Below are 23,577 nucleotides of genomic sequence, written 5' to 3' on the forward strand. Positions count from 1 at the left end.
TCTTTGGTAACATTCCCTGGCCGACATGGCATGTCGGTTGCCCCTAAAGCGCCTTTTCCCGCTGCGCGAAGCAGCGTAGGGAAGGGCGATCGATGCGGGGTCTACCATCATGACGGCACCAAAGGAACTCAGGGTCTCGAAAGACCGCAGACTGCTCTCGGTGACCTTTCCGGATCACCGGCCGTTCGAACTGCCGGCCGAGCTGCTGCGCGTCGCCTCGCCTTCGGCCGAGGTGCAGGGCCATTCGCCGGAACAGCGCGTGACCGTTCCCGGCAAGCGCAACGTCGCCATCCTGAAGATCGAGCCGGTCGGCAACTATGCTGTGCGCATCACCTTTGACGATTTCCACGACACCGGCATCTTCACTTGGAACTACCTGCATACGCTAGGCCACGAGAAGGACGCGCGCTGGAACGCCTATCTCGCGGAGCTCGAGGAAAAGGGTCTCAGCCGCGATCGTTAGTTCTGGATTGTCGTCAAAACGTCACGGATCTGGGATAGCGCCGGCAAAGGTTCGGAGATGAACAAGATGTCCGTCATCACCTCGGTCGAACAGCTCGAAGCCCTCTATGGCCTGCCAGGCGAAGCGTCGGTGGTCAAGGAACTCGATCATGTCATTCCCGAATACGCCGCCTTCATCGAGGCATCGCCGTTTGTTGCGCTCGCGACCAGCGGGCCGGAGGGGCTGGATTGCTCGCCGCGCGGCGATCTCGCCGGCTTCGTGCGCATCCACGATCCGAAAACCCTGATGATGCCGGACCGGCGCGGCAACAACCGGGCTGACTCGCTGAAAAACATCATTCGCGATCCGCGCGTCGGCCTGCTGTTTTTGGTACCCGGCTCCGGCACCACGCTGCGCGTCAATGGTCGCGCCCACATCACCACCGATGCGGCGCTTTGTGCGTCGTTCACCGTCGAAGGCAAGCCGGCGCGCTCGGTCACCGTGGTCGATGTCGATTCGGTCTATTTCCAGTGCGCCCGCGCCATCGTCCGCTCGGAACTGTGGAACCCGGCAAAGCATGTCGATCCAAAATCGCTGCCGACGCCGGGACAAATCCTGGAAGTCACCAGCCGCAAGAACATTGACAGCGAGACCTACGACAAGGAATGGCCGGAGCGGGCGAAAAAGACGATGTGGTGAGTGGGTCGCGAGGCCGGTTGGATCACGCTTCCTTCAGTACGTCATAGATCTTGCGCATCTGCTCGCCGATCATGTCGCATTGTTCCGGCGTCGACTGGCTCATCGCCTTCTCGATCAGCGCCATATGCACCTTCAGCGCCTTCATCAACAGGTCCGTGCCGGCTTCGGTCAGGGTCAGCCGCAAAACGCGCTTGTCCTTCTCGTCACCTTCACGGCGCAGCAGGCCGCGGCTCTCCAGCTGCGGCAAGAGCATGGTGATGTTGGAGCGCCCGACCAGCAGGCGGCGGGCGAGATCGTGCTGCGACATGCCGGGGTGGCGATAGAGGTTCATCAGCACGTCGAGCTGCGCCGGCTTGAGGTCAAGCGGCGCCAGCTTTGCCGCCAGCGCCCGTTCCAGCGCATGGCAGGCGCGCGCCACCGCGACCCAGTTGCGAAAACGCGGGTTGTCCCAGGGTAGCTCTTGCTTAATGTTCATGTTTGAACTATTATGTTCATGCTTGAACGGAATGGATGGATCGCCACTATGGCATCATTTGGACTGAAGGTCATCCGGGGCGTGTTCGCAGCCACTGAACATGTCGCTCCGCGCCTGAGCGGCCGCGCGGCATTCGAATTGTTCTGCCGCACGCCGAATGTGAAGGCGCTTAACGATGGCGAACGGCGCGCTGTCGCGCGCGCCGCCGATTTCATGGCCGAGGCGCGTCATCACCGGCTGAAGACCAAGACCGGCTGTGTGATGGTGCATGAATTCAGGCCCGAGCCGGGCAGGGCGTCCGCCGGCACGGTGCTCGTCATCCATGGCTGGCGTTCGCGCACCGAATATATGCGCACGCTGATCGAAGGCTATCGCAGCGCCGGCTACAAGGTCGTCTCGCTCGACCTGCCGGGCCACGGGCAGTCGCAGGGCCGTCGGTTGAACCTGGTCAATGCCGTCGAAGCCGCGCGAATCGCTGGCGAATGGTTCGGACCGTTCGCAGCAGCGGTCGGCCATTCCTTCGGCGGTGCCGTTGCCGCCAATGCCGTTGCCGGTTCGGTCAGGAACATTGCGCCGCTGGCGGCCGAACGGTTGGTGCTTATCGCTGCGCCGAGTTCGTTGCCGACGATCTTCGCCGACTTCAGCCGCATGCTCAATGTCGGCCCGCGCTCACAAATCGCGATGGCCGATCGGGTCGAAAAACTATCCGGCCGGCCGCTGCACGAATTCACGGGCGACCGCCAGCTTGCGCACAGGCCGGTGCCGACGCTGGTCATCCATGCGCCGGACGACCGTGAAGTCTCCGCCGATCACGCAACGCGCTATGCCGGCGCCGGCGACCATGTGCGGCTTCATTGGGCCAATGGACTCGGCCATCGCCGCATCCTCGCCGACAAGGGCGTGGTCGAGCGCGCCGTCGGCTTCATTGCCGACCATCGGGAATCGGTGCTGCTGCACTGAGCCGGGCTTACACGGTCTGTTTCTTCTTCTCGCCGGGCTCGACCGGCAGTCCGGCCGCTTTCCAGGCGGTGTAGCCGCCGAGAATATGCTTCACCGGCGAAAGCCCCATATCCTGCGCCGTCTTGGTGGCAAGCGCCGAGCGCGAGCCGCCGGCGCAGAAGAAGACAAAACTCTTTCCTGAGGCGAAGAACGGCTTGTGGTACGGGCTTTCCGGGTCGATCCAGAATTCCAGCATGCCGCGGGTGACATGTTTTGCGCCGGGGATCTTGCCGTCCCGCTCCACTTCGCGCGGATCGCGCAGGTCGACGAAGATCGTTGCTTCGTCGTCAAGCAGATCAGCCGCTTCCTCAGGCGAGACCACTTCGATCTCGGCATTGGCCTCATCGAGCAGCTCACGATATCCCTTTTTCACCGGCTATCCTCCCGACCGCGTGTTTGCCGGCCTTGCGGATTTCCAGCACAACGGGCGGCCTTTGTCACGCCGTGTCGGGGCCGGTCATCGCCCCTGCCAAAATCGCTTCGACCGTCACGATGTTGTGAAACCGTTCTGCAACAGACCCGCCGAAATTTATGGAAGCTTAACGAAATCAGTATGAATCGGTATAGTTGCGCCTTACATCCGCCATGCGGTGGGCGAGACAATCTAGCGGCGCGGAACGGGGCCGGTTGCGACCGGAGCGGGTGATCCATGAAATTCCTTGGAAAAAGAGCAACCTTGGTGCCGCTCGCAGCGGTTGCAGCGACGCTGGCCTTCGGGGCGCCGCAGGCAGGCGCACAGGGGCTGTTCGATATGCTTTTTGGCGGCGGCATCAAGCACGGGCAGCAAGGCGAATTTCCTCCGCCGCCCAAGCGCAAACCCCCGGCAGCTGGCGGTGGCGGCGGCACCAGGATCAGCAGCCCGTCCTACTACACCTACAAGGCCGACCGGCTGGTGCGCGTCGACTTCGCGTCGCTGGTTGCAGCGCAGCCCCAGGTGGCGACGGCCGAGGACGCCGCCTTTGTGCCATCGGCGACGAGCACCGCCTTCCGCGAAGCGGTTGCCGGGCTGAGCGACTATGAACTCTATGCAGAACCCGACATCGCCAAGGCGCTGATCGCCTACTATTCGGCCAACCCGGATTTCATCTGGGTGACCGGAACGACCGTCAACAGCCGCGCCCAGGATGCCGTGCGCGTGCTCGGCGAAGCGGCGAGCTACGGCCTCACGCCTGCTGACTACACGGTCGAAGTGCCGGCCGCCAGCGCGTCGGCCGGCGATGCCAATGCCCAGATGAAGGAACTCGTCCGCTTTGAGATGGCGCTGTCGGCGCGCGTCCTGCGCTACGCCCATGATGCCCAAAGCGGCCGCGTCGATCCCAACCGCATGACCGGCTACTACGAATTTCCGCCCAAGCCGGTCGACATGGAAGCCGTGCTGAAGACGCTGGCGCACACCCAGGAAGTGCGCACCTATCTCGAATCGCGCCATCCGCAGAACCCGGAATACCAGGCGTTGCGCGTCGAACTGGAATCTTTGCAGGCCAGTGCCGAAAACGAAATCGTCGTCGACCCCAAGCTGTTGTTGAAGCCGGGCGAAACCAGTCCCGAACTGCCGAAGCTGCTGACGCTCATCGCGCGCAATCTCGATGACGAGATGGGCGGGGCCTATGGCGAGATCCTGGCCCGGCTCGGCACCAGCGAAGTCTATGTTCCCGAACTGGTGCCGGTCATCAAGGCCGTACAGGTGAAGGCCGGCATGAAGGGCGATGGGGTCATCGGCCCGCGCACGGTCGCGTCGTTGGCCGGAACCTCCAAAGCCGACAGGCTGCAGAAAGTGCAGGTCGCGCTGGAAGAGTTGCGCTGGATGCCATCCGATCTCGGCAGTCCGCGCGTTTTCATCAACCAGCCCGCATTCACCGCAACCTATATCGACAATGGCGAGGAAAAGCTGAAGACCCGCGTCGTCATCGGCAGGACCACCAACCAGACCGCCTTCTTCTTCAAGGAGATCAAGCAGGTCGATTTCCACCCCTATTGGGGCGTGCCGCAGTCGATCATCGTCAATGAGATGCTGCCGCGCTTGCGCAACGATCCTGGCTATCTCGACCGTGCCGGCTACGAAGTGACCGATTCGCGCGGCAAGCGAGTTCCTTCGTCCTCGGTCGACTGGGGCGCCTACGGCGCCAACATTCCCTACAGCGTACGCCAGCAGCCAAGCGAAGCCAATGCGCTCGGTGAACTGAAAATCCTGTTTCCCAACAAGCACGCCATCTACATGCACGACACGCCGCAAAAGTCGTTCTTCGAGCGTGACATGCGGGCGCTGAGCCACGGCTGTATTCGCCTGCAGGATCCGCGCGGCATGGCGGCGGCAGTGCTCGGCGTCTCTGTCGACGACGTCGCCGAGAAGCTGAAGCACGGCCATGCGACCGAAGACGTGACGCGCAAGATCCCGGTCTACGCCGCCTATTTCACCGCCTGGCCGAACCTGTCCGGCAATGTCGAATATTTCAACGACGTCTATGATCGCGATACGCGGCTGATGCAGGCGCTGGATGCGACCGAGGCAGTGCGCTCGCCGACGAGCTGAAGCCCATCCCAATTCGGAATGGGCCAATTCTAGGTTTGATCAAAGCGTTGATAAAGCGGGCGACGAAACCCGGCTTCGCGCCCGGCAATCAGCCAATAGATCAGGCCTGCGACAAGGCCGGCGGCGGCGATGATGCCTATATCGGCCCAGCGCTCCGTATCTTCCGGCGCGCCTGGCCAGATCAGAAGAAAGCCCGCAGCCGCCGATGTGGCGCCGAACAGCATGTGCAGTACGAAATTGCGCAGCGAAAAGAATTCGGCGATCAGCGCAAAGATCAGTGATTGCAGGCCTGTCAGGATGATCGTCAGGAAGTACACGAACATGCCGACCGGCGGCACCAGCAGGACCGCGATGGGCGTGACGCCCATGGCATCGAAATAGTCCGGCGCATTGGGCAATGAACTAAGCGCGCCGTAGATCGCCGCCACCGCGACCAGACCGACCAACACCGCAACGAAATAGCCGGCGAGCATCATCAGGATGCGTTTCAAGACATGCCCTACAGTAGCCACGCGCGCCCCCGTGCGATGCAATCATAAGGCGCAGTCAGCCATCAAAGACGAAATGGCGCAAGTGGAGGCTGAAGAGACTGTTGCCGCTGGCTCCGCCTTTGCCCGGTGCGCTCAGGCACCGCCGCACAGATGCTCCGAATCCGGCAGCACCCACCAGGCACTTTCAAAATTCAGATCGACGCCATAATAGACCCTGCCGCGCAAATCGCCTTCGGGGCAATCCCTGGGGATGGACATCAGGCACAGCACGGCGGGGTCACCGACCGTCGAAGCGGCCAGCCCCGGATCGCGCTCATAGGAAACCGCCGAGCCACCATTGACGAAGGTCGCGGCGGCACCACCGTCAGCCGAGGCGGTGGCGAGAGGATCGTCGCCGAGCCGTGTCGTAAGCGTGGCGATATGGGTGACCGCGCATTGGCCGATCGCGGCGGGCAGGGGCTGGTTGGCGCCTTTGGGTTCGCGTGCCCCGGTGTCCAGTGCCTTCTTGCCGATCAGTCCTTCATTGTAGGCTTCGACCCAATGCGGCGAGAAGCCGAATGTCTGCAGTGCGTTGTTCTGCGCGCTGACGATACAAGCGACGTCGCTGTTGCAGGCGTTGCGGTCGGCGACCAGTGTGCGGGCGATCTTGCGCTTGTCGCCACCAAAGGCCGGCTCAAAATCCTTGAAGGCCTTGGCTATCAGCGCGTCTATTGCCGACAGTTGCGGGTCTGCACAGATCGCCTTTTCCGTTGGCGAACTCGCCCTTCCACAATCGAAGGACGGCCCCTCGGCGCGTGCCGGACCAAGAACGGCAAGGCCGCCGGCCATGACGACGGTTGGCAACAGCCGGTTGGAAATTCGGCTGCAATAACGCATGACCGCCCCCCATTGTTCGATGGTGGGCACTCTAGGGAAAATGCGCGCCAAACGGAATGTCCGGCATAACAATCCAGCAGCGATGCTATTTCGGCGCGGCGGTCACCGGGTCGTAGGTGATCTCAACCTTTGCCTTGTCGGCCGTGTAGTAGGTGACGGTGTAGCCGTCGCTGTCCCAATCGATCTCCTTCACATAGCGAAAGCCGTCGCGCTGCTCGACCTTGGCGATGATTTCCGAGAGCTTTTTTGCATTCGGCGGCGGCAGCGGTTTGTCGTCGGCCGCGAAAGCCGATCCGCTGACGAGGAGACCTGCCAGACCGATCGCCAGAACAACAATGCGCATGATTGCCCTCATTTCATGTTGGCGTGAATTGTGTAGGAAAACTCGCTTCCATGCCGGTTTGTTCCGTCGCGCCCAGAACCGGTTTCGCCTCCTGATTGAGCCGGCGATCCAGGTCCATCTAAAAGTAGGTCCAATATGTCCATGAGCATCGTCTAATATTGGTAAAAGCCATTTTGTTTCAATGCGTAGGACGAATATGCCGTACAGAATATTAGGTAACGATCAAGTAACCATTGATGCTGCCGCGCTATGCCTTCCATTAGCTGATCGTGGTAGAGCTTTCACCAAGACCCTGTTAGACTTCCTGATGGGACAGGGCGGCATCGGCGCGCCGCACCTGCTGATATTTTTTTCAGAAAGCGGCGAAAATGTTCAGGAGCGGGTAGTCCCTGTGCTGGAGCAGAGCCAGAAGGACCGAGGCGTGAAAATGGCTGAACGGAATTACACCCGTCAGCTGGCGACGATTATTTCTATCGATGCTGTCGGATTTTCGCGCTTGATGGGTATCGACGACGAATCCGCCGTCGCCGCCTTCGAGGAGCGCCGCGACATCATCGCTGACAGCTGCGGCACATTTGGCGGCCGCACGTTCGGCGATGCCGGCGACAGCATCATGGCCGAATTCGGCAATCCGATCGAGGCTCTGCGCGCGGCCTTCGATTTCCAGGGGCGGATCGTCACGCTCAATGCATCGGTTGCCGAAGACATGCGCATGCCCTTTCGGGCCGGCATCAACACCGGCGACGTCATCGTTCGCGAAGGCCGCCTCTACGGCGACGACGTCAACATCGCCGCCAGAATCCAGGAATTCGCACCGCGCGACGGCCTCGCCGTTTCAGAGACGACATGGCACCATGTGAAAGACAAGACGGCAGCCGAGTTCACCGATCTTGGCGAATTCATGCTGAAGAATATCGCGCTGCCGGTGCGCGTTCTGATCGCGGGTCGCAGCGACAACGGTTCCTCGCCGGCGGCATCGTTTGCGGCCATTCCTCAGGTTAATGCACAGCAGAAGCGGTCGCCCAAAGGTCCGCCCGCGATCGCCGTCCTGCCGTTCCAGAGCGATGGCGACGAGCGCGACGTCGGCTATATGGCGGACGGCATCGCCGAGGACATCATCTATGGTCTTTCCAACACCAGATGGCTCTCGGTTATCGCCAAAGGCTCCAGCTTCCAGTTCCGCGACGATACTCTGGGAACGCGGGTGATCGGCAACGCGCTTGGTGCGCGCTACATCGTCAGCGGCACGTTGATGCGCAACGGCGGCCAGATACGCCTGCACACCTCGCTGGCCGACGCGTCAAACGGGCGGTTGGTCTGGTCGCAGCGCTTCGATCGCGATCTGGTCGACATATTCGACCTGCGCGACCAGATCGGCGCGGAGATCGTCTCGATCCTCGACAAGGAGGTCGACCGGGCGGAGCAGGCGCGAACGTTCCAGGTGCCGTGGGAAAGCCTCGAAACCTGGCAGCTGGTGCGGCGAGGGCGCTGGCACATGAACCGGCGCACCCGCGGCGACACTGAAACCGCGCTGGAATTTTTCGAGAAAGCTTACCAGGAAGACGCCAATTCAAGCGCCGTGCTGAACGAACTGGCATGGTGGTATTTCTGGCGGGCGTGGCTGCGTTCCGGCGATGGCGACGATTTGAACAAGGTCGAGCAGTTCGCGCGCAAGGCGCTGCTGATGGACAGTCTCGATGCGCGTCCGCATGCCCATCTCGGCGCCGTCGCGATCATGCGGGGAAAACCCGCAGTCGCGGTCGAGCATCTGGCGGAAGCGATCCACATCAATCCGAGCTTTGCCTTTGCGCGCTCGGGGATGGGCAGTGCCCATCTGCTGCTCGGCAATGCCGCCGCCGCCATACCGTTCTTTGTTGATGCCGAGCGACTGAGCCCCTTCGATCTCTACCGGTTCCACAATCTGGGGGAATTGACGGCGGCTTATAGTTTCGTCGAGGACTGGCCGTCTGCCATCGCCACCGCCGACCGTTCGCTCAACCTGTCACCCGGCTATTTCTACGCCAGGTTCCTGAAGATCGGCGCGCTGATGCGAAGCGGTCGGCCGGAACAGGCGCGGCACGAAATGGCCATTTTCGCTACGAGGCACCCCGATTTTTCCGAGCAGAGGGTTCGCTGGATACCGTTCGCGGACAAGGCGGCAAACGAATTCCTGATCGCCAATTTCGAAGGCGCCAAATGAGCTGCTGTCATTGGCTGGCCGAACGCTGACAACTGTGAAAAAATTCACATACGCAGAGCCGATGCAACCATAGGCCTTTGAGAGCCGGCATCGCAATGACGTGGACAGCCGGGGGGCTTGAACGCGCATGACAAAATATTTCGACGGCATTCGCAAGGCCCAGGAAAACCAGCGCCCGCTGTCGGAGATGCCGGCATTCGATCTGGGTCGGCTCCGCAAAACGGGCCTGTTGGCGCGCATCGGCGAATTCATCGTCGAAGATCATCCACGCGTCTGGTTGGCCTTCTTGCGACGCTTCCGCCCGAACATCACCGTGCTCGGGGTTCTGCTCGTCACCAAGAGCGCCGATGTCCGCGACATACTGGAGCGCGGCGACGAATTCCAGACCCCGTACGGCCCGGAAATGACCGAGTTCGCGCGGGGGTCCAATTTCATCCTCGGCATGCAGGACGGCGCCGACTACCGCCGCATGAAATCGTCGGTGCTGAGCGCCTTTCCGCCAGCTGAAGTCGAAGCCGCCGTCAGGCCGATCGCCGCGCGCCATTCGCAGGAGATCATGACCCGCGCCAGGCCCGGCTTCGACGCGATCTCCGGATTGATGAAGCTCGTTCCGGTGCACATCTGCCGCGACTATTTCGGTATCGAGATCGACAACGAATCCGAATTTGCCGACTGGTCCATAGCTTTAAGCGCGTTGTTTTTTTCCGATCCGAGCGGGGAACCCACCGTACGCCAACTGGCGGTGGTCGCCGGCGATCGGCTGATCAAGGTTATCGACCGGTCCATCGATGCGATCAGGGACAAGGGGGGCAACAGCGAGCAGCCGCTGGCGAGGCTGGTTGCCCAGATGGATCAAGGGCGTCTGTCCAAGGCCGACCTTCATTCGATCATGCTCGGCATGATCGCCGGCTTCGTGCCGACCAATGTGCTGGCCGCGGGCAATTGCCTTGACGTGATCCTGTCGCGACCAGATGCACGGCAGGCCATCGACGCGGCGCTCGCCGAAAACGACACCGGCAAGCTCGACCGGGCCGTTCTCGAAGCCATGCGCTTCAAGCCGATCTGGATCGGCCCGTGGCGCTACACCGCGCGCGACGCAATCATCGGCAAGGGCACGCACCGCGAGCGCCTGGTGAAGGCGGGCACTGTGGTGATGCCGGCAACGCTGTCGGCGATGTTCGACGCGGACGCCGTACAGAACCCGAACGCGTTCGACACGTCACGCCCGCACCGCGACTACATGGTCTTCGGCCACGGCATCCATCAGTGCATCGGCGCCGAGATCGCCAGGATCCAGATCGGCGAGAGCCTGCGCGCTCTGTTCCAGAAGCAGGGTCTGCGCCGCATGCCGGGCAAGGCCGGGCGGATGACGCGCATCGGTGCTTACCCCGAAACCCTGAAGGTCGATTTCGAACCGGACGCCCTTTGCAAGACGGTCGACCAGTCAATGGTGACAGTGGTTTGTCCAGTCACCCGGGGCACCTCGTTGGACACCATCCGCACCAAGGTGGCTGAGCTCGGCAACCCCGCCGGCGACGAGATCCGCGACGCGCTCAACAGTGCTGGCACCATTCATTTCTCCAGTCTCGCTGTTGTCGGCACCGGCGAGACGGACAAGGCGTCAGGTCTTGAAAGAGGCGCGCTCGTTCTCGAGATCTCCGGTGACGGCAGCGCTGCTGAGGTGATCGCTGCTGTCGCGCAGGCAATCGAAAGCAGGCTGCGGCCCATCTTCAAGGCCTGCGGCTTGCCGGAAGGCGGAGCGCTGAGCGACTTCCTGCGCAAACACAATGTCGACATCTCGCCCTCTTTCGGCAGCAATGCCGGGCTGGTGTTTTCGGGCACGCCGGGTCACTCGGTCCAGCGCATCAAGGCCGAGCAGGAGCTTTTCGAAGCCGTGCGCGACATCGTGGAGCGGCCACGCAAAGGCACCGGCAACGCTCCGGCCGTGCTCGCTGAAGTTCGCCAGCATGTCCAGTCATTGGGAACGTTTGCCTGGGCATTCAAGCCGGCCGAAAGCAAGCTGGAAAAGCCGCCGGGCCATTGGGGCCGTGCCCTGATGACGACCCTGCTGGTGCCGCCGGTCTTCGTGACGGTGGCGGTCATCTGGGCCGCTTGCTGGTACATGACTTACAGCGTGGTGTTCGGCAGATCGATCGACATCAGTTCCCATGAAATCTCCTTCACCGCCATAGCCGTAGCAGTTACGTCGCTCCTGTTGTCGGGACTTGGCGTGTTGGTGGCGGCGGCGCTGCTAATGTTTTTGTGCTTGCTGGCGCTGCGGCGCCGCGAGGACAAGGACCATGCGGAAAGCACATCGATCGGCATATCTGCATTGAACGCGATACTCGCCAAGGAGGACCACGCGGCACAGAACCATCTGACCGCGATTTCGACGATGAAGGCCGGCATCCTGCGGCGGCTGGCGCTGAGGTTTTCCTTCTACCTGATCTCGATCGCCGCGCAGAAGGTGTTCAAGCCAGGCTTTCTCAACACCATCAACACCATCCATTTCGCCCGCTGGGTGCTGCTGCCGGGCTCCAACAGACTGATATTCTTCTCCAACTACGGCGGCAGCTGGGAAAGCTATCTCGAGGACTTCATTGCCAAGGCATCCGCCGGCCTGACCGGCGTGTGGAGCAACACCGTGGGCTATCCACGTACACAATGGCTGTTCCTCGACGGCGCGCGCGACGGCGATCGCTTCAAGCGCTGGGCGCGGCGCCAGCAGGTGCCAACTCTGTTCTGGTACTCCGCCTATCCCGATCTCAACACCACGCGCATCCGGATCAATTCCCGGATCAGGCGCGGCATTGCTTCCGCCGTCGGCAACGAGGCGCGCGACTGGCTGAGCCTGTTCGGTTCGCTGCAGCGTCCGGCGAGCGAAACGACCACCGTTCAAAAGACCACCTCTGTGCTGGCCAACGTCAGTTCGGCCTTTCCGCCGCCTCTCGAGCAGCAGCTGGAAACCGGCGAGATCCAGTCCATCTTCTTCGGTCCGTTCGGCCCGCTTGGCTATTCGCACATGCTTGCGATCCAAGTGCCGGACAAATTGCCGGCAGCCAAACGCAAGGCCTGGCTCGATTTCGTTATCGAACAGACGAGTTTCGGCGAAGGCAAGCCTGCCGGGCGAGCCATGACGGTAGCCTTTGGTCCCGGTGGCCTGCGGCAGCTTGGGCTCGACGAAGGCGTGGAGGACGATCCTCTGGACACATTCCCGATTGCCTTTCGCCATGGCATGGGCAATCCCGAGCGTAGGCGCATCCTGGACGACCGAGGCGACGCAGCGGACGAATGGGAGTGGGGGTCGTTGAAGAAGCCTGTCGACCTGGTCATCGTCTGCTATGCGGAAGAACCGGGAAAGTTGCAGACCGAGATCGCCGCCGTGAAACGAAAGACGACCGGTGCAGGCATGAAGGTCGTCGCTGAACTGCCGCTCGCCGTCAATCGGGGTCCGACCAACAAGCAGACGAAATCGTCGAGTGCGGCGTCGAATGCGGCAAAGGGTGACGACAGGTCGGAACGTGGGCCAGCCTATGAGCATTTCGGCTTCGCCGACGGGATTTCGCAGCCGATTGTCCGCGGCACCACCCGCGCCAGCAGGGGCGCCGCGCCAATGCATCTGGTCGCGCCCGGCGAGTTCCTGTTCGGCTATCGTGACGAGCACGGGTTCTATCCGTCCTCGCCCTCGGTAAGCGCATCACGCGACCGGACCGGCATCCTTTCGCAGGTGCGCCGTAGCCGGCTTGTTCCAGGCCTGCCGCCACCGCCGCGCGATTTCGGCCGCAACGGCTCGTTCCTCGTCATTCGCCAGTTCCAGCAGCATGTCGACACCTTCAACGACTATTGCAAAAAGGCCGCGGCATTGGCCGCGAGCCAAACCGGCAACCAGGCCATCACCCAAGACTGGGTTGCCGCCAAGATGCTCGGCCGTTGGCAGAACGGCTCCTCGCTGGTGCGGAACCCCGATCATCCGGGACGCGTCATCGACAACAACTTCGCCAGTGGCGCCGAGGATCCGCAAGGCCATCGCTGCCCGCTCGGTGCCCACATACGCCGTTCCAACCCGCGCGATTCGCTGGGCGAGGACCGCGATACGCAGATCAATATCGGCAAGCGCCACCGCATCCTGCGGGTCGGCCGCACCTATGAGAAGCAGGACAGCGAGACTGGAAAGGTCGAAAAGGGACTGCTCTTCATGTGCCTCAACGCCGACATCGAGCGTCAGTACGAATTCATCCAGCAGACCTGGGTTTCATCGGCCTCGTTCCAGGGCCTCGTCGCTGAAAAGGACCCGACGATCGGTTCCCGCGAAAGACATGGCAGGTTCACCATTCCGTCCTGGGAAAAGGTCACGGTGTTGAAAGAGGTCCCGCAATTCGTCACCACCAAGGGCGGCGGCTATTTTTTCATGCCGAGTCGATCGGCGTTGCGCTACCTGATTTCGCGGCTGTGATTGCGCCCTGACGTCTTCAGTCGTCGTCCTGGGACTCGGCGATATGGCGAAGAACGCCGGCGTCGGTTATGCGCAGACCGCCACGCTTGATGGCGATGATCGACCGGTTGCGCCAGTCGTTGAGCGTCTTGTTGACCGACTCGCGCGTGGCGCCGAGAAATTCGCCCAGTTCGGACTGCGAGATCGGTATCCATCCGGCGCCGTCCGCCATCACTTCGGCCAGAAAGACCAGCCGCTTGGCGAGCCTTGCCTCGATGCCGAAGAAAGCCTGGTCGCCGAGCTCGCCGCTGACCCAGCGCAGCCTGGCGCACAATAGTTCGATCATGGCGCGTGCCAGGGGTGGATTTTTCTCAATACGATCAAAGAGTTGCGTTCGGCTGAGCGAGACCAGCTCGCAACTGGTGAGGCAGATGGCGGTGGCGGTGCGCGGGCGCCCGTCGAGGGCGCCGATCTCGCCAACGAGACTGCGCGACAGTTCGATATTGGCCACCAGCTTCTGGCCACCTGGTGAATAGATCGAGATTTCCACCGTGCCGCTCATCACGCCGTAGATGCGGTCGCCTGCATCTTCCTGGACGAAAAGATGCTGGCCGACGGCATAGCGTTCGACCTTGCAGCCGCTGAAGAGCAGATCGAACTGGCGCGGATCGATCCGCGCGAGGCGCGGCAGATCGCTTCTGTCGTTCGCGCTGGCGGTCGGCATGATGAAATTCCGTCTGTCGTGGCTGTAATAGTTGTACGACAACGGCGCGACCGATCAAAGTAAATGTGGCAGAAGGCCGTCTGCACGCCCGGCCGGGAGGTGCCTGGAAGCGTGCAGACGGCAACTGTGAAAATGACTAGGTGATCGAAATTTCTGCATTTAATGGTTGTTGCCCAGCATCCACAGGGTGACGCGTTTGACGCCCTGCTTGGCCGGGATGTCCACGCCGATGGCCTTGTTCAGGCTGGCAAGGTCGTCGCAGGCGATCTGGACGACGATCTCGTCAGGGCGAAAACTGTGGGACAGTCCCAGGCATTGGCCAAAACCCCAATTGGTGGCCAAAACGTCGCCTGCCGCGCCGGATTCGGTTTCGATGAGGACATAGGCATCGGTGGTCGCCATCGCCGGAGCGGTGAACGCCGTTGCCGCGATAAATGTGCCAAAGGCAAACAAGATCCGCATCTGTCCTCTCCGGGGCTGAAAAACATTGCCATAAATCGCGGCCGGGCTGGTCGCATTGGCGATGCCCGTTTCCGCTTGAGCCATAGGGGCGCGCAAATCGCTTGCCGGTCTGTGAAGGGGGTCACAGAGATTTCAGGAAGGCGGATGGCGGCTCTTCCGCTGGCCCAATCGCCGGCCCGGCGCTCGAAGGTCAAGTGCGTCGCACTCAAGCGCCTTGAATTTCGCCCAGAAGATTTTTGGTGGGGAGGGGGCGAACTGTAGCTGTTAGGGCAGATGGTGGGCGATGCAGGGATTGAACCTGCGACCCCACCCGTGTGAAGGGTGTGCTCTCCCGCTGAGCTAATCGCCCGCTCGTTGCCCGAAGGCCAAGCGAGCCGCGATATAAGGGAGGCCGGCAGTTGAAGTCAAGGCGGTGTGCGGCGTTGCGACCAGGATCGGAATTGTCGTGCTTTCGACCCCGTTTGCGACGTGACGCTGCCCCTTGCCCGGTCAGCGTCCGGCCGCAGCCTTGATCAGCCGCTCGACCAGGTCGAGCGTCAGCGCGTCGAAATGCGAGATCACCGCCGACGGTTCGAATTCGCTGACATGACGGTCGGTGTAACCGAAATCGACGGCGACCACCGGAATGCCTGCGGCTTTGGCGGTATCGATGTCGGTCTGCGAATCACCGACCATCAGCGCACGATCGGGGTCGCCGCCGGCCAGCGCGATGGTCTCGATGAGATGGCGCGGGTCGGGCTTGCGGAAGGCGAACGTGTCCTGGCCGGCGATTGCCGCGAAATGCTTGGTCAGGCCGAGCGCTTCGATCAGCGCCACGGAATTGGCCTCGTATTTGTTGGTGCAGATGGCCAGGAGATAGCCGGCCTTCTCGAATCGGTCGATCGCCTCGACGACACCGGGGTAGGGGCGTGACTTGCCGGGGATGTTGTCGGTGTAGTGATCGAGAAACAGCTTTAGCAGCCGGTCGTGTTCGTCCACCGCGAGCGATTTCTGCTGCGCGGTATGCGCGCGCTCGATCATCACCCGGCCGCCCTGGCCGACGAAGCGCTTGAAGCCGGCTTCGTCGACGGCGGCGAGTTCGCTGGCGGCAAGGCTGTGGTTGAGGCTGTCGAGCAGATCCGGCGCGGTGTCGACCAGCGTCCCGTCGAGGTCGAACACGATGATCGGTCGGGTCATGGCTTGTCCTGTGGCGAAATGCGTTGCCGGCAGGCGATAGCCCTTGCTGCCCATACAGGCAAGCAGGCTTGCTCGGTCCACAGCCTTTGACCGGGCCGGCAAAAATGCTAGGAGCGCCCGAACAAACGGATTCCGGGGCAGGCATGGATGCGAGGCAACTGAAGGTCGAGGCTGCGCGGGCAGCGCTTGCCCATGTCACCGATGGCATGCGGCTTGGGATCGGCACCGGCACCACGGCCGAAGAGTTCGTGCGGCTGTTGGCGGAAAAGGTTGCCACCGGGCTGACCGTTGTCGGCGTGCCGACGTCTGAACGCACCGCCATCCTTTGCCGCGGGCTTGGCGTGCCGCTGTCGACGCTGGAGGAAACGCCGGAACTCGATCTCACGATCGACGGCGCCGACGAGGTCGACCCGGAGCTGACTCTAATCAAGGGCGGTGGCGGCGCACTGCTGCGCGAAAAGATCGTCGCGGCGGCGTCCCAGCGCATGATCGTCATTGCCGACCGCTCGAAAATGGTCGAGACGCTCGGCCGTTTTCCACTGCCCATCGAAGTCAATCAATTCGGCCTGCGCGCCACCGAAATCGCGGTAGGTGCCGCGGCGCAAAACCTCGGTCTTTCCGGCCCGGTTACATTGAGGATGACGGGGAGCCAGCCTTTTGTTACAGACGGCGGCCATTTTATCCTCGATGCATCTTTTGGCCGCATTCCGGATACAAGAGCGCTTTCGAATGCTCTCCATGCCATTCCTGGCGTGGTCGAGCACGGTCTTTTCATCGGGCTGGCGTCAGCGGCCATCATCGCCGGCGGCGACGGCATCCAAACCGTCCATGCCGCCCGAAAACCAGGGAGTTCTACCGATCATGATGTTGCATAACCGGGTTCGCAGCCTTTCCGCCATTCTGGTGGCTTCGGCTGTCTTTGCGTTTTCTTCGCCGGCGTTCTCGCAGGACGTCACCGAAGCGCATCTGAAGGCCGCGCGCGCCGCGGTTGCCGCGATCCACGCAACGGACCCGTTCGACAGCATCCTGCCACAGGCGGCCGCCGCGCTCGAGCAGCAGCTGATCCAGAAGAATCCCGATATGCAGGAACTGATCGCCAAGACGGTCAGCGAGAAGGCGATGGCGCTGGCCGCGCGCCGCGCCGATCTGGAGAAAGAAGCAGCACTCGCCTACGCCAAGGTGTTCTCCGAGCAGGACCTCAACGCCATCGCCACCTTCTACACTTCCGATACCGGCAAGAAGTTGCTCGACAACGGCCCGGGCGTGACGCGTGAACTGATCAAGGCCGCCGACATCTGGCAGAACGGCCTCGGCCGCGATCTCGCCCAGCAGGTTGGCGAAACGCTGGCCGCGGCCGCGAAAGCCAAGGCGCAGGCCGCACCGGCGCCGGCTGACGCCACTGCCCCTGCGGATGGTGCGGCTCCGGCCGACGGCGCCGCCCCTGCCGATGGTGCAGCGCCGGCCAACTGATCCCTCTTTTCCAAGCGGCGTTCTCGTCGCTGGACCAAGAAAGCCCGGCTTTGTCCGGGCTTTTCTTTTGCCAGTTTGCAGCCTACCTGTGGCGCAAGTTCATCGCGCTTCGGGAGCTTCGTCATGGCCGGTTACGACTACGATCTTTTCGTCATCGGCGGCGGTTCCGGCGGGGTGAGGGCGGCGCGTGTCGCGGCAGCCCTTGGCAAGCGCGTCGGCATCGCCGAGGAATTCCGCTATGGCGGCACCTGCGTCATCCGCGGCTGCGTGCCGAAAAAACTCTACGTCTATGCCTCGCAGTTTCCCGAGCATTTTGCCGACGCAGCCGGCTATGGCTGGACGGTGCCCGAGGCGAGTTTCGACTGGCAGACGCTGGTCGCCAACAAGGATCGCGAGATCAGCCGGCTGGAGGCGATCTACGAGAAGAACGTCAAGGGCGCCGGCGGCGAGACGTTCCATTCGCGCGCCATGCTGGTCGACAAGCATGTGGTGCATCTGCTGGGCGAGGACCGCACCGTCACCGCCGACCAGATCCTCATCGCCACCGGCGGCCGCCCGGCGCCGCATCCGGCACTGCCTGGGCATGAACACTGCATCTTTTCCAACGAAGCCTTTGACCTCAAGCAACTGCCGAAGGCGATCATGATCGAAGGCGGCGGTTATATCGCCGTCGAATTCGCCAACATCTTTCATGGCCTGGGCGTCGACACCACGCTCGTCTATCGCGGCAAGGAGATCCTCTCTCGCTTCGACATGGACCTGCGGCGCATGCTGCACGACACGATGGAAAAGAAGGGGATCAAGATCCTCTGCCACGCTGTCACAGAATGGATCCGCAAGCGCCCGGACGGCCGGCTCGATGCGCTGGTCACCGGCGGCAGGATACTGACCGTCGACCAGGTCATGCTCGCCATCGGCCGCATTCCCAACACCGAGAACATGGGCCTGGAAGGCGTCGGCGTCGAGCTTGGCCAGACCGGCGCCATCAAGGTCGACAAATATTCGCGCACCAACATCGACAACATCTGGGCGATCGGCGACGTCACCAACCGCGTGCAATTGACGCCGGTGGCGATCCACGAGGCGATGTGTTTCATCGAGACCGCCTTCAAGGGCAATCCGACCGCGCCCGATCACGACACGATCGCCACCGCGGTCTTCTCGCAGCCGGAGATCGGCACCGTCGGCCTGTCGGAGGACGAGGCCGTCAAGCGCTTTGCCGACATTGAAATCTACCGCGCCACCTTCCGGCCGATGCGCCACACGCTGTCGGGTCGCGATGAAAAGATGCTGATGAAGCTGGTGGTCGACGGCGCCTCGAAAAAGGTGTTGGGCGCCCACATCCTCGGCCCGGATGCCGGCGAGATGGCGCAGCTTCTCGCCATCCCGTTGAAGGCCGGGCTGACCAAGGACGATTTCGACCGCACCATGGCCGTGCATCCAACGGCGGCGGAAGAACTCGTCACCATGTACAAGCCGACCTACCGGGTGAAGGACGGCCAGCGCGTGGATTGACGCGCACGTGATGCGCCCGAAGACGAGCCTTCGCGACAACGGGTTGCCGCGATGGCTGACGCCAGGGTCCTGCTACAGCAGCGTGCCGCGCAGGATCACCATCGCCACCGAGAAATAGATCACCAGGCCGGTGACATCGACCAGCGTGGCGACGAACGGCGCCGATGCGCTGGCCGGGTCGAAGCCGATGCGTTTCAAGGCGAACGGCAGCATCGATCCCGACAGCGAGCCGAAGGTGACGATGCCGACCAGCGCTGCGCCAACCGTGGTGGCGATCAGCGGCCAGTGCGGGCCGTAGTCGTAGAAGCCCATATATTGCCACAGCGAGATACGGCAGATGCCGACTACGCCAAGCATGGCCTCCAGCACGAGGCCGGTGGGCAGTTCGCGCAAGGCGACCCGCCACCAGTCGCCAAGACCGATCTCGCGCAGCGCCAGCGCCCGGATCACCAGCGAGGTCGCCTGCGACCCGGAATTGCCGCCGGAGCTCATGATCAGCGGGATGAACAGCGTCAGCACGATCGCCTTTTGCAGTTCGCCGTCATAGCTCTGCATCGCATTGGCGGTCAGCATCTCGCTGATGAACAGCGCGCACAGCCAGCCGCCGCGTTTCTGGATCATGGCGAGAAAGCTCATCTTCATGTAGGGCTCGTCCAGAGCCTCCATGCCGCCGAAACGATGTACGTCCTCGGTCGTCTGCTCGACCATCGTATCGATGATGTCGTCGACGGTGACGATGCCGAGGATCTTGCCGTGGTCGACGACCGGAACGGCGAGCAGATCGTATTTGGAGATCAGCTGCGCCACGTTTTCGCGGTCGGTCAGCGGTGAAACCGTGACCGGCGCGCGATCCAGCGCGACATCCATGACCAGATCGTCCGGCTCGCCGGTGATCAGCCGGCGCAGGCCGGTCGAGCGCACCAGGACATGCGTCTCAGGGTCGACGATGTAGATGGCGTAGATGGTCTCGCGCGTCCGCTCCACCTTGCGGATGTAGTCAAGCGTGCGGCCCACGGTCCAGTCCGCGGGCACGCTGACGAACTCCGTCGTCATCAGCGAAGCCGCACTGCCTTCCGGATAGCCCAGAATGGCAAGCAGGGTCGCCCGCAGCGGCGGCGCAAGCCCGCCGAGCAGCTCGGAGCGGGCCGGCTCCTCCAACTCGCGCAGGAGGTCGGCGGCGCGGTCGACCGACATGGCGGTGAGCAGCTTGCCCGCCTTGGCGCGGGGCAGCGCCTCTACAAGCTCGGGCGCCGCGTCGAGCTCCGGCTGGTCGAAGATTTCGACCAGCCGCTCGAACGGCACTTCACACAGCAGCTCTATCGCTGTTTCATGAGGCTCCCGGTTCAGGGCCTCGACGACGTCGGCGACGTGATCGTTTGCAAGGATACGGGCGATCGCGACGGCATCGTCGCCCGCTACGGGGGAAAATTCGTTCATGGTTCACTCCTTGCCATCCGGCAGGACGTGAACCGGTCAGGTCACGTCTAGGCGGACGGCTGTTGCGTTCGACTGTGACTGTCGCCAGGCATGGCGCGGTGACCTTTCTGCTCGCGGGCTAGCGCATGACCCCGAAAATCGGTTTCGATTTTCGGAAAGGATCATGCGCAAATGCTAAGTTTCTACAGCGTCCTTTGCGCGTCCGAAGTGACGCGCGGCTGTAGGTTGGAATTCTGCGAGCCGGCGCAACATAGGAGCGCGTCTTGCCGAGTCAATCGCGATAGGGGCCGAAAACGCCGGCGAACCGGGCCAATCGCGAGACTGTGATCGCTGTCGGTGTGTGGCTGTCGCTCAAGGACAGCCTGCGGCGGCCAAAGCCCTCGGTGTCGCCGCTATTTCTGCTTCAGCCGGCGGGAGAATCGCAGCCATTTGTCCTCGGCCGGCCTTGGCTGGGCGAGAATGGTGGTAAGCTCGCGAGGCAGGTTCGGCACCAGCGGCTTCTTGGTGGCGACGCCGTCGGCGATCGAAACCACGCTGTGGTAGAATTCGGCGCCTGAGAGTGAGCGCGGCGCCACCGCCTCGTGCATGATGCTGATCACCGTGACATCGGGGCAATTGTCCTTGATCGCCTGGTGGAAAGCGATCTTGCCGTCGGGATCGAGGGCGCCGGTGGCTTCGTCGAGGAACAGCAGCCCCGGCTGCTGCAGCACGATACGTGCGACGACCAGCTTCTGTTTCTGGCCGCCGGAAAGAATCTGATCCCAGTTCTTCCCCTCGCGGTTTTCGTCGGCCATGTGTTCGATGAAATCGCCAAGACCGGCTTTGTGCAAGGCAGATGCGACCTGTGCGTCAGTGTGGTCGTATTCGGAGCCGGGCAGGCAGACCAGCTGCTTCAGCGAGACCTGCTGCAGCTTGACCTCCTGGGCGGCGAAGAAACTGCGCACACCGTCCGGGAAGACGATGGTGCCGCGGCCATAGGGCCACAGGCCGTTGATTGCCTTGATCAGCGAGGTCTTGCCGCAACCGGACTCACCCTTCAGGAACGTCCACTCGCCGCGGCGGAAGCGCAAATTCGCGGCACTCAGGAACGGCGTGGCGTCTTCGCCCTGATGCGCCAGTTCGAGTTTCTGGATGGTCAGGCCGAAAACCGGGTTCTGGCGGTCGTAGCGGAAATCCGAACGTCCGGTCTGGCTGTAGAATTCCTGCGGACGCTGGACGTTTTCGATGGCGTTGGCGAGTTCGGTCACGCGCTGGCTGTTGGCCCGCAGCGTCGCAATGGCCGGCATGACATGGATGAACCACGAACATTGACTGATCAGCGAATTGACCATCTCGGAGCCGGTTATGTAGCCCTTGAGGTCGAAGCCATTGTGGATGAAAGGCACCAGGCCCGGCCCGTATGCGACAATGCGGGCGCCGATGAAATTGTAGATCAGCTCGAACGAATTGTAGCCGGTGTTGACGATGTTCAGCCGCGCCCAGGTGCGGTCTATATCGACATAAAGCTGGCTGTGCATGGTCTTCTGCACATTCTCGCCGTGCGACGCGGCGACATGGAAACTGCGGCGCAGGAGCGTGATCAGCTCGCCGCGATAGCTGCCTTCGGACTGCTGCATCTTGACGTTGAGCCGTTCCAGCAACCTGCCCAGTTTGACCGCGATCCAGGTGTTCAGTGGCACATAGGTGGCGACCGCCACGAAGGCCAGGACCGCGCTGCCATAGCTGCCCAGGAACTCGAGTCCTTTTACTTCGACAGAGTTTGTCAGCAACGCTCCACCGACAAAGTAGAGCGAGGTGGCGACGCCCAGGACACCCATGGCCAGGCCGATGGCGCCACCGGTCATGTCCTTGATCGATTCCTGGACTCGCTGGTCGATATTGTCGGGGGCGGCTTTGCCGGACGAACCGTGCTGGGCATGGAAATGCGTGTGATTGGGGTCGAGCAGCGCTTCGTTGAACCGGCTGTCCAGCCAGCCGCGCCATTTGCGATGCAGCGTCGCCGAGACGAGGCTGCGGATGCCGGTAAAGCCTGCGTCCTTGAGCACGACCAGCAGCACGAGGATGCCGGCATTGGTCAGCAGTGATTCAAGCGGCGCGGTGTTTGCCGCATCGTGGAAAAAGGCAATCGAGTTGACCAGTTCTCCCGACGCTTCGGCGAACCAGACGCCGGACTTGCTGGACAGCGCCGTGAGCAGCGCGATCACCAGCGTCAGTGTCCAGGCTTCCTTCCAGCGATCCGAGAACCAGTAGGCTCGCATCAGCCCCCAGAAGGTCCGCATCGAGGAAACCGGCGTCAGGGGCGACGGCCTTGCGGCATCGCGAGGTGTTTTTTCAGGTACTGACTCTTGCGATGGTCTACCGACCCGAATCACGATCCCGCCCAAACCTTTTTTCTTTTGTTACGGATAGTAACACCAATTGATCATTTTCTATTAATTTTCTCCCGGCGACTGTGAACAGGCGCACGCAACGTTGCCGCTGGGCAACAGGTCCGGCTGCGGAGCCTGTATGCGGAAAGGAAATATTGCTATTTATTACAATGGGTTGAGCAGTGGTGAGGCGATCGTCTTTACCTTCCCTTGGGGAAGCTTTTCACACGGTTTTGTGAACCTCTCCGCCTTGTCGGTCAGCCAATTCTCCTCCTAAGGGTTGAGTGGCAAGCCCCCAAATTGGCTGTCTCCAACCACATCAGGAGTACCGTCGTGATCGCTGACCGGCAGCCCTATCTGCCTCGATTCGTTTCGGGCGAAGGGTTCCGGGCGTCTGGGCGATCCGCCAAATCGCACTTTTCCAGATGCACGCCAAACCGCGTTTGACAACGCTGCCATCCGGATCGAACCTGATTCGGCGCATCGGGTTGAGGGGGCTTCCATGTTTACACGAACATTTTCAGTCGCGACACTTGCTGCCTTGGCCTGGCTGCCTTTGGCGCATGCCGCCGAACAGTCCATTCCGGCGAGTGCCGAAGGGCAGGTCGAGTTCAACACCCCGTCAGGCAACATTGGCTGCATCTACACGCCCAAGGGCGGCACCAGCACCTATGAGCCTCAGGACGGTGGTCCGGAACTGAGTTGCTCGCGCGTCGAGCCAAGCTACATCACGGTTATCTTGGGACCGAAGGGACCAGCCATATTGATCAAGAACCCCGGCGAGCAAGGCTGCTGCAGCGATGTCGCCAAGCTGGCCTACGGAAACAGCTGGAGCAAGGGCCCGTTCAAGTGCGAGTCGTCAACTAGGGGGCTGACTTGCACCGGCTCCAACGGCCATGGCTTTTTCGTCAGCAAGGCCAAGGTGACGGTGAACTAG

20 protein-coding genes and 1 tRNA gene are annotated in these 23,577 nt (G+C 62.1%); 10 read left to right on the forward strand and 11 right to left on the reverse strand.

What is annotated here, in order from left to right:
* Positions 1-109: 109 nt before the first annotated feature.
* Together AC1DXN_RS21480 and AC1DXN_RS21485 are read left to right on the forward strand one after the other, a co-directional pair.
* A complete protein-coding gene (locus AC1DXN_RS21480; RefSeq protein ID WP_477247004.1) occupies positions 110-463 on the forward strand; it encodes a gamma-butyrobetaine hydroxylase family protein in 354 nt (117 codons plus the stop codon).
* Positions 464-529: 66 nt separating this feature from the next.
* Complete coding sequence (locus AC1DXN_RS21485; protein WP_477276158.1) at positions 530-1,141, forward strand: pyridoxamine 5'-phosphate oxidase family protein; 612 nt, start codon at positions 530-532, stop codon at positions 1,139-1,141.
* Positions 1,142-1,163: 22 nt separating this feature from the next.
* On the opposite strand, the gene AC1DXN_RS21490 is transcribed toward AC1DXN_RS21485, so the two are convergent.
* On the reverse strand, positions 1,164-1,616 hold the full coding sequence (locus AC1DXN_RS21490) for a MarR family winged helix-turn-helix transcriptional regulator (protein ID WP_477247000.1): 453 nt from the start codon (positions 1,614-1,616) through the stop codon (positions 1,164-1,166).
* Positions 1,617-1,664: 48 nt separating this feature from the next.
* On the opposite strand from AC1DXN_RS21490, the gene AC1DXN_RS21495 reads away from it, so the two are divergent.
* Positions 1,665-2,576: an alpha/beta hydrolase gene (locus tag AC1DXN_RS21495; protein WP_477276156.1), complete on the forward strand. Its 912-nt coding sequence runs from the start codon at positions 1,665-1,667 to the stop codon at positions 2,574-2,576.
* A 7-nt stretch (positions 2,577-2,583) separates the two neighbouring features.
* Here AC1DXN_RS21495 and AC1DXN_RS21500 read toward each other — a convergent pair whose 3' ends face one another.
* The gene (locus AC1DXN_RS21500) at positions 2,584-2,988 is read right to left on the reverse strand and encodes a rhodanese-like domain-containing protein (RefSeq protein ID WP_477276154.1); all 405 of its coding nucleotides are present in this window, start codon (positions 2,986-2,988) and stop codon (positions 2,584-2,586) included.
* A 276-nt stretch (positions 2,989-3,264) separates the two neighbouring features.
* On the opposite strand from AC1DXN_RS21500, the gene AC1DXN_RS21505 reads away from it, so the two are divergent.
* A complete protein-coding gene (locus AC1DXN_RS21505; RefSeq protein WP_477276152.1) occupies positions 3,265-5,145 on the forward strand; it encodes a L,D-transpeptidase family protein in 1,881 nt (626 codons plus the stop codon).
* 29 nt (positions 5,146-5,174) lie between these two features.
* Here AC1DXN_RS21505 and AC1DXN_RS21510 read toward each other — a convergent pair whose 3' ends face one another.
* From AC1DXN_RS21510 to AC1DXN_RS21520, 3 genes are all read right to left on the reverse strand, one after another.
* Positions 5,175-5,621 (reverse strand): hypothetical protein, encoded by a 447-nt coding sequence (locus AC1DXN_RS21510; protein WP_477247198.1) that lies wholly within the window; start codon positions 5,619-5,621, stop codon positions 5,175-5,177.
* A 147-nt stretch (positions 5,622-5,768) separates the two neighbouring features.
* Entirely contained in the window at positions 5,769-6,512 is a 744-nt protein-coding gene (locus AC1DXN_RS21515; RefSeq protein ID WP_477276150.1) for a lysozyme inhibitor LprI family protein, read from the reverse strand.
* Between the two features lie 85 nt (positions 6,513-6,597).
* Positions 6,598-6,855 carry a PepSY domain-containing protein gene (locus tag AC1DXN_RS21520; protein ID WP_477276148.1) on the reverse strand — a complete coding sequence of 86 codons (258 nt, stop codon included), beginning with the start codon at positions 6,853-6,855 and terminating at the stop codon, positions 6,598-6,600.
* 427 nt (positions 6,856-7,282) lie between these two features.
* Here AC1DXN_RS21520 and AC1DXN_RS21525 point away from each other — a divergent pair, with 427 nt between their 5' ends.
* Together AC1DXN_RS21525 and AC1DXN_RS21530 are read left to right on the forward strand one after the other, a co-directional pair.
* Positions 7,283-9,055 (forward strand): adenylate/guanylate cyclase domain-containing protein, encoded by a 1,773-nt coding sequence (locus tag AC1DXN_RS21525; protein ID WP_477276146.1) that lies wholly within the window; start codon positions 7,283-7,285, stop codon positions 9,053-9,055.
* Positions 9,056-9,182: 127 nt separating this feature from the next.
* The gene (locus tag AC1DXN_RS21530; protein ID WP_477276144.1) at positions 9,183-13,508 is read left to right on the forward strand and encodes a cytochrome P450; all 4,326 of its coding nucleotides are present in this window, start codon (positions 9,183-9,185) and stop codon (positions 13,506-13,508) included.
* Between the two features lie 16 nt (positions 13,509-13,524).
* Here the strand turns inward: AC1DXN_RS21530 and AC1DXN_RS21535 are convergent, their stop codons facing one another.
* The 4 genes from AC1DXN_RS21535 to AC1DXN_RS21550 form a co-directional block, all read right to left on the reverse strand.
* Entirely contained in the window at positions 13,525-14,211 is a 687-nt protein-coding gene (locus AC1DXN_RS21535) for a Crp/Fnr family transcriptional regulator (RefSeq protein ID WP_477276142.1), read from the reverse strand.
* A gap of 159 nt (positions 14,212-14,370) precedes the next feature.
* A complete protein-coding gene (locus AC1DXN_RS21540; RefSeq protein WP_477276140.1) occupies positions 14,371-14,673 on the reverse strand; it encodes a hypothetical protein in 303 nt (100 codons plus the stop codon).
* Between the two features lie 274 nt (positions 14,674-14,947).
* Positions 14,948-15,022: transfer RNA gene (locus AC1DXN_RS21545), tRNA-Val, on the reverse strand.
* Positions 15,023-15,162: 140 nt separating this feature from the next.
* On the reverse strand, positions 15,163-15,849 hold the full coding sequence (locus AC1DXN_RS21550) for a phosphoglycolate phosphatase (RefSeq protein ID WP_477276138.1): 687 nt from the start codon (positions 15,847-15,849) through the stop codon (positions 15,163-15,165).
* Positions 15,850-15,992: 143 nt separating this feature from the next.
* Here AC1DXN_RS21550 and rpiA point away from each other — a divergent pair, with 143 nt between their 5' ends.
* From rpiA to gor, 3 genes are all read left to right on the forward strand, one after another.
* Positions 15,993-16,724, forward strand: coding sequence for a ribose-5-phosphate isomerase RpiA (rpiA, locus tag AC1DXN_RS21555; RefSeq protein ID WP_477276137.1), 732 nt, complete (start codon positions 15,993-15,995; stop codon positions 16,722-16,724).
* Positions 16,711-17,319: a DUF2059 domain-containing protein gene (locus AC1DXN_RS21560; RefSeq protein ID WP_477276135.1), complete on the forward strand. Its 609-nt coding sequence runs from the start codon at positions 16,711-16,713 to the stop codon at positions 17,317-17,319. The genes rpiA and AC1DXN_RS21560 overlap by 14 nt, the downstream gene beginning before the upstream one ends.
* Before the next feature lie 123 nt (positions 17,320-17,442).
* Complete coding sequence (gene gor / locus AC1DXN_RS21565) at positions 17,443-18,834, forward strand: glutathione-disulfide reductase (protein WP_477276133.1); 1,392 nt, start codon at positions 17,443-17,445, stop codon at positions 18,832-18,834.
* Between the two features lie 72 nt (positions 18,835-18,906).
* On the opposite strand, the gene mgtE is transcribed toward gor, so the two are convergent.
* Positions 18,907-20,271, reverse strand: coding sequence for a magnesium transporter (gene mgtE, locus AC1DXN_RS21570; RefSeq protein WP_477276131.1), 1,365 nt, complete (start codon positions 20,269-20,271; stop codon positions 18,907-18,909).
* A gap of 392 nt (positions 20,272-20,663) precedes the next feature.
* A complete protein-coding gene (locus AC1DXN_RS21575; RefSeq protein ID WP_477276129.1) occupies positions 20,664-22,550 on the reverse strand; it encodes an ABC transporter ATP-binding protein/permease in 1,887 nt (628 codons plus the stop codon).
* A gap of 592 nt (positions 22,551-23,142) precedes the next feature.
* On the opposite strand from AC1DXN_RS21575, the gene AC1DXN_RS21580 reads away from it, so the two are divergent.
* Positions 23,143-23,577, forward strand: coding sequence for a hypothetical protein (locus AC1DXN_RS21580; RefSeq protein ID WP_477276127.1), 435 nt, complete (start codon positions 23,143-23,145; stop codon positions 23,575-23,577).

This window comes from Mesorhizobium sp. P2_H9 (assembly GCF_056403215.1).

Bases quoted from the DNA above. Each gene is read 5' to 3' on its own strand.
- AC1DXN_RS21480 (WP_477247004.1), top strand. From the start codon at position 110: ATGACGGCACCAAAGGAACTCAGGGTCTCGAAAGACCGCAGACTGCTC.
- AC1DXN_RS21485 (WP_477276158.1), top strand. From the start codon at position 530: ATGTCCGTCATCACCTCGGTCGAACAGCTCGAAGCCCTCTATGGCCTG.
- AC1DXN_RS21490 (WP_477247000.1), bottom strand. From the start codon at position 1,616: ATGAACATTAAGCAAGAGCTACCCTGGGACAACCCGCGTTTTCGCAAC.
- AC1DXN_RS21495 (WP_477276156.1), top strand. From the start codon at position 1,665: ATGGCATCATTTGGACTGAAGGTCATCCGGGGCGTGTTCGCAGCCACT.
- AC1DXN_RS21505 (WP_477276152.1), top strand. From the start codon at position 3,265: ATGAAATTCCTTGGAAAAAGAGCAACCTTGGTGCCGCTCGCAGCGGTT.
- AC1DXN_RS21510 (WP_477247198.1), bottom strand. From the start codon at position 5,621: ATGATGCTCGCCGGCTATTTCGTTGCGGTGTTGGTCGGTCTGGTCGCG.
- AC1DXN_RS21515 (WP_477276150.1), bottom strand. From the start codon at position 6,512: ATGCGTTATTGCAGCCGAATTTCCAACCGGCTGTTGCCAACCGTCGTC.
- AC1DXN_RS21520 (WP_477276148.1), bottom strand. From the start codon at position 6,855: ATGCGCATTGTTGTTCTGGCGATCGGTCTGGCAGGTCTCCTCGTCAGC.
- AC1DXN_RS21525 (WP_477276146.1), top strand. From the start codon at position 7,283: ATGGCTGAACGGAATTACACCCGTCAGCTGGCGACGATTATTTCTATC.
- AC1DXN_RS21530 (WP_477276144.1), top strand. From the start codon at position 9,183: ATGACAAAATATTTCGACGGCATTCGCAAGGCCCAGGAAAACCAGCGC.
- AC1DXN_RS21535 (WP_477276142.1), bottom strand. From the start codon at position 14,211: ATGCCGACCGCCAGCGCGAACGACAGAAGCGATCTGCCGCGCCTCGCG.
- AC1DXN_RS21540 (WP_477276140.1), bottom strand. From the start codon at position 14,673: ATGCGGATCTTGTTTGCCTTTGGCACATTTATCGCGGCAACGGCGTTC.
- AC1DXN_RS21550 (WP_477276138.1), bottom strand. From the start codon at position 15,849: ATGACCCGACCGATCATCGTGTTCGACCTCGACGGGACGCTGGTCGAC.
- rpiA (WP_477276137.1), top strand. From the start codon at position 15,993: ATGGATGCGAGGCAACTGAAGGTCGAGGCTGCGCGGGCAGCGCTTGCC.
- AC1DXN_RS21560 (WP_477276135.1), top strand. From the start codon at position 16,711: ATGATGTTGCATAACCGGGTTCGCAGCCTTTCCGCCATTCTGGTGGCT.
- gor (WP_477276133.1), top strand. From the start codon at position 17,443: ATGGCCGGTTACGACTACGATCTTTTCGTCATCGGCGGCGGTTCCGGC.
- mgtE (WP_477276131.1), bottom strand. From the start codon at position 20,271: ATGAACGAATTTTCCCCCGTAGCGGGCGACGATGCCGTCGCGATCGCC.
- AC1DXN_RS21575 (WP_477276129.1), bottom strand. From the start codon at position 22,550: ATGCGGACCTTCTGGGGGCTGATGCGAGCCTACTGGTTCTCGGATCGC.
- AC1DXN_RS21580 (WP_477276127.1), top strand. From the start codon at position 23,143: ATGTTTACACGAACATTTTCAGTCGCGACACTTGCTGCCTTGGCCTGG.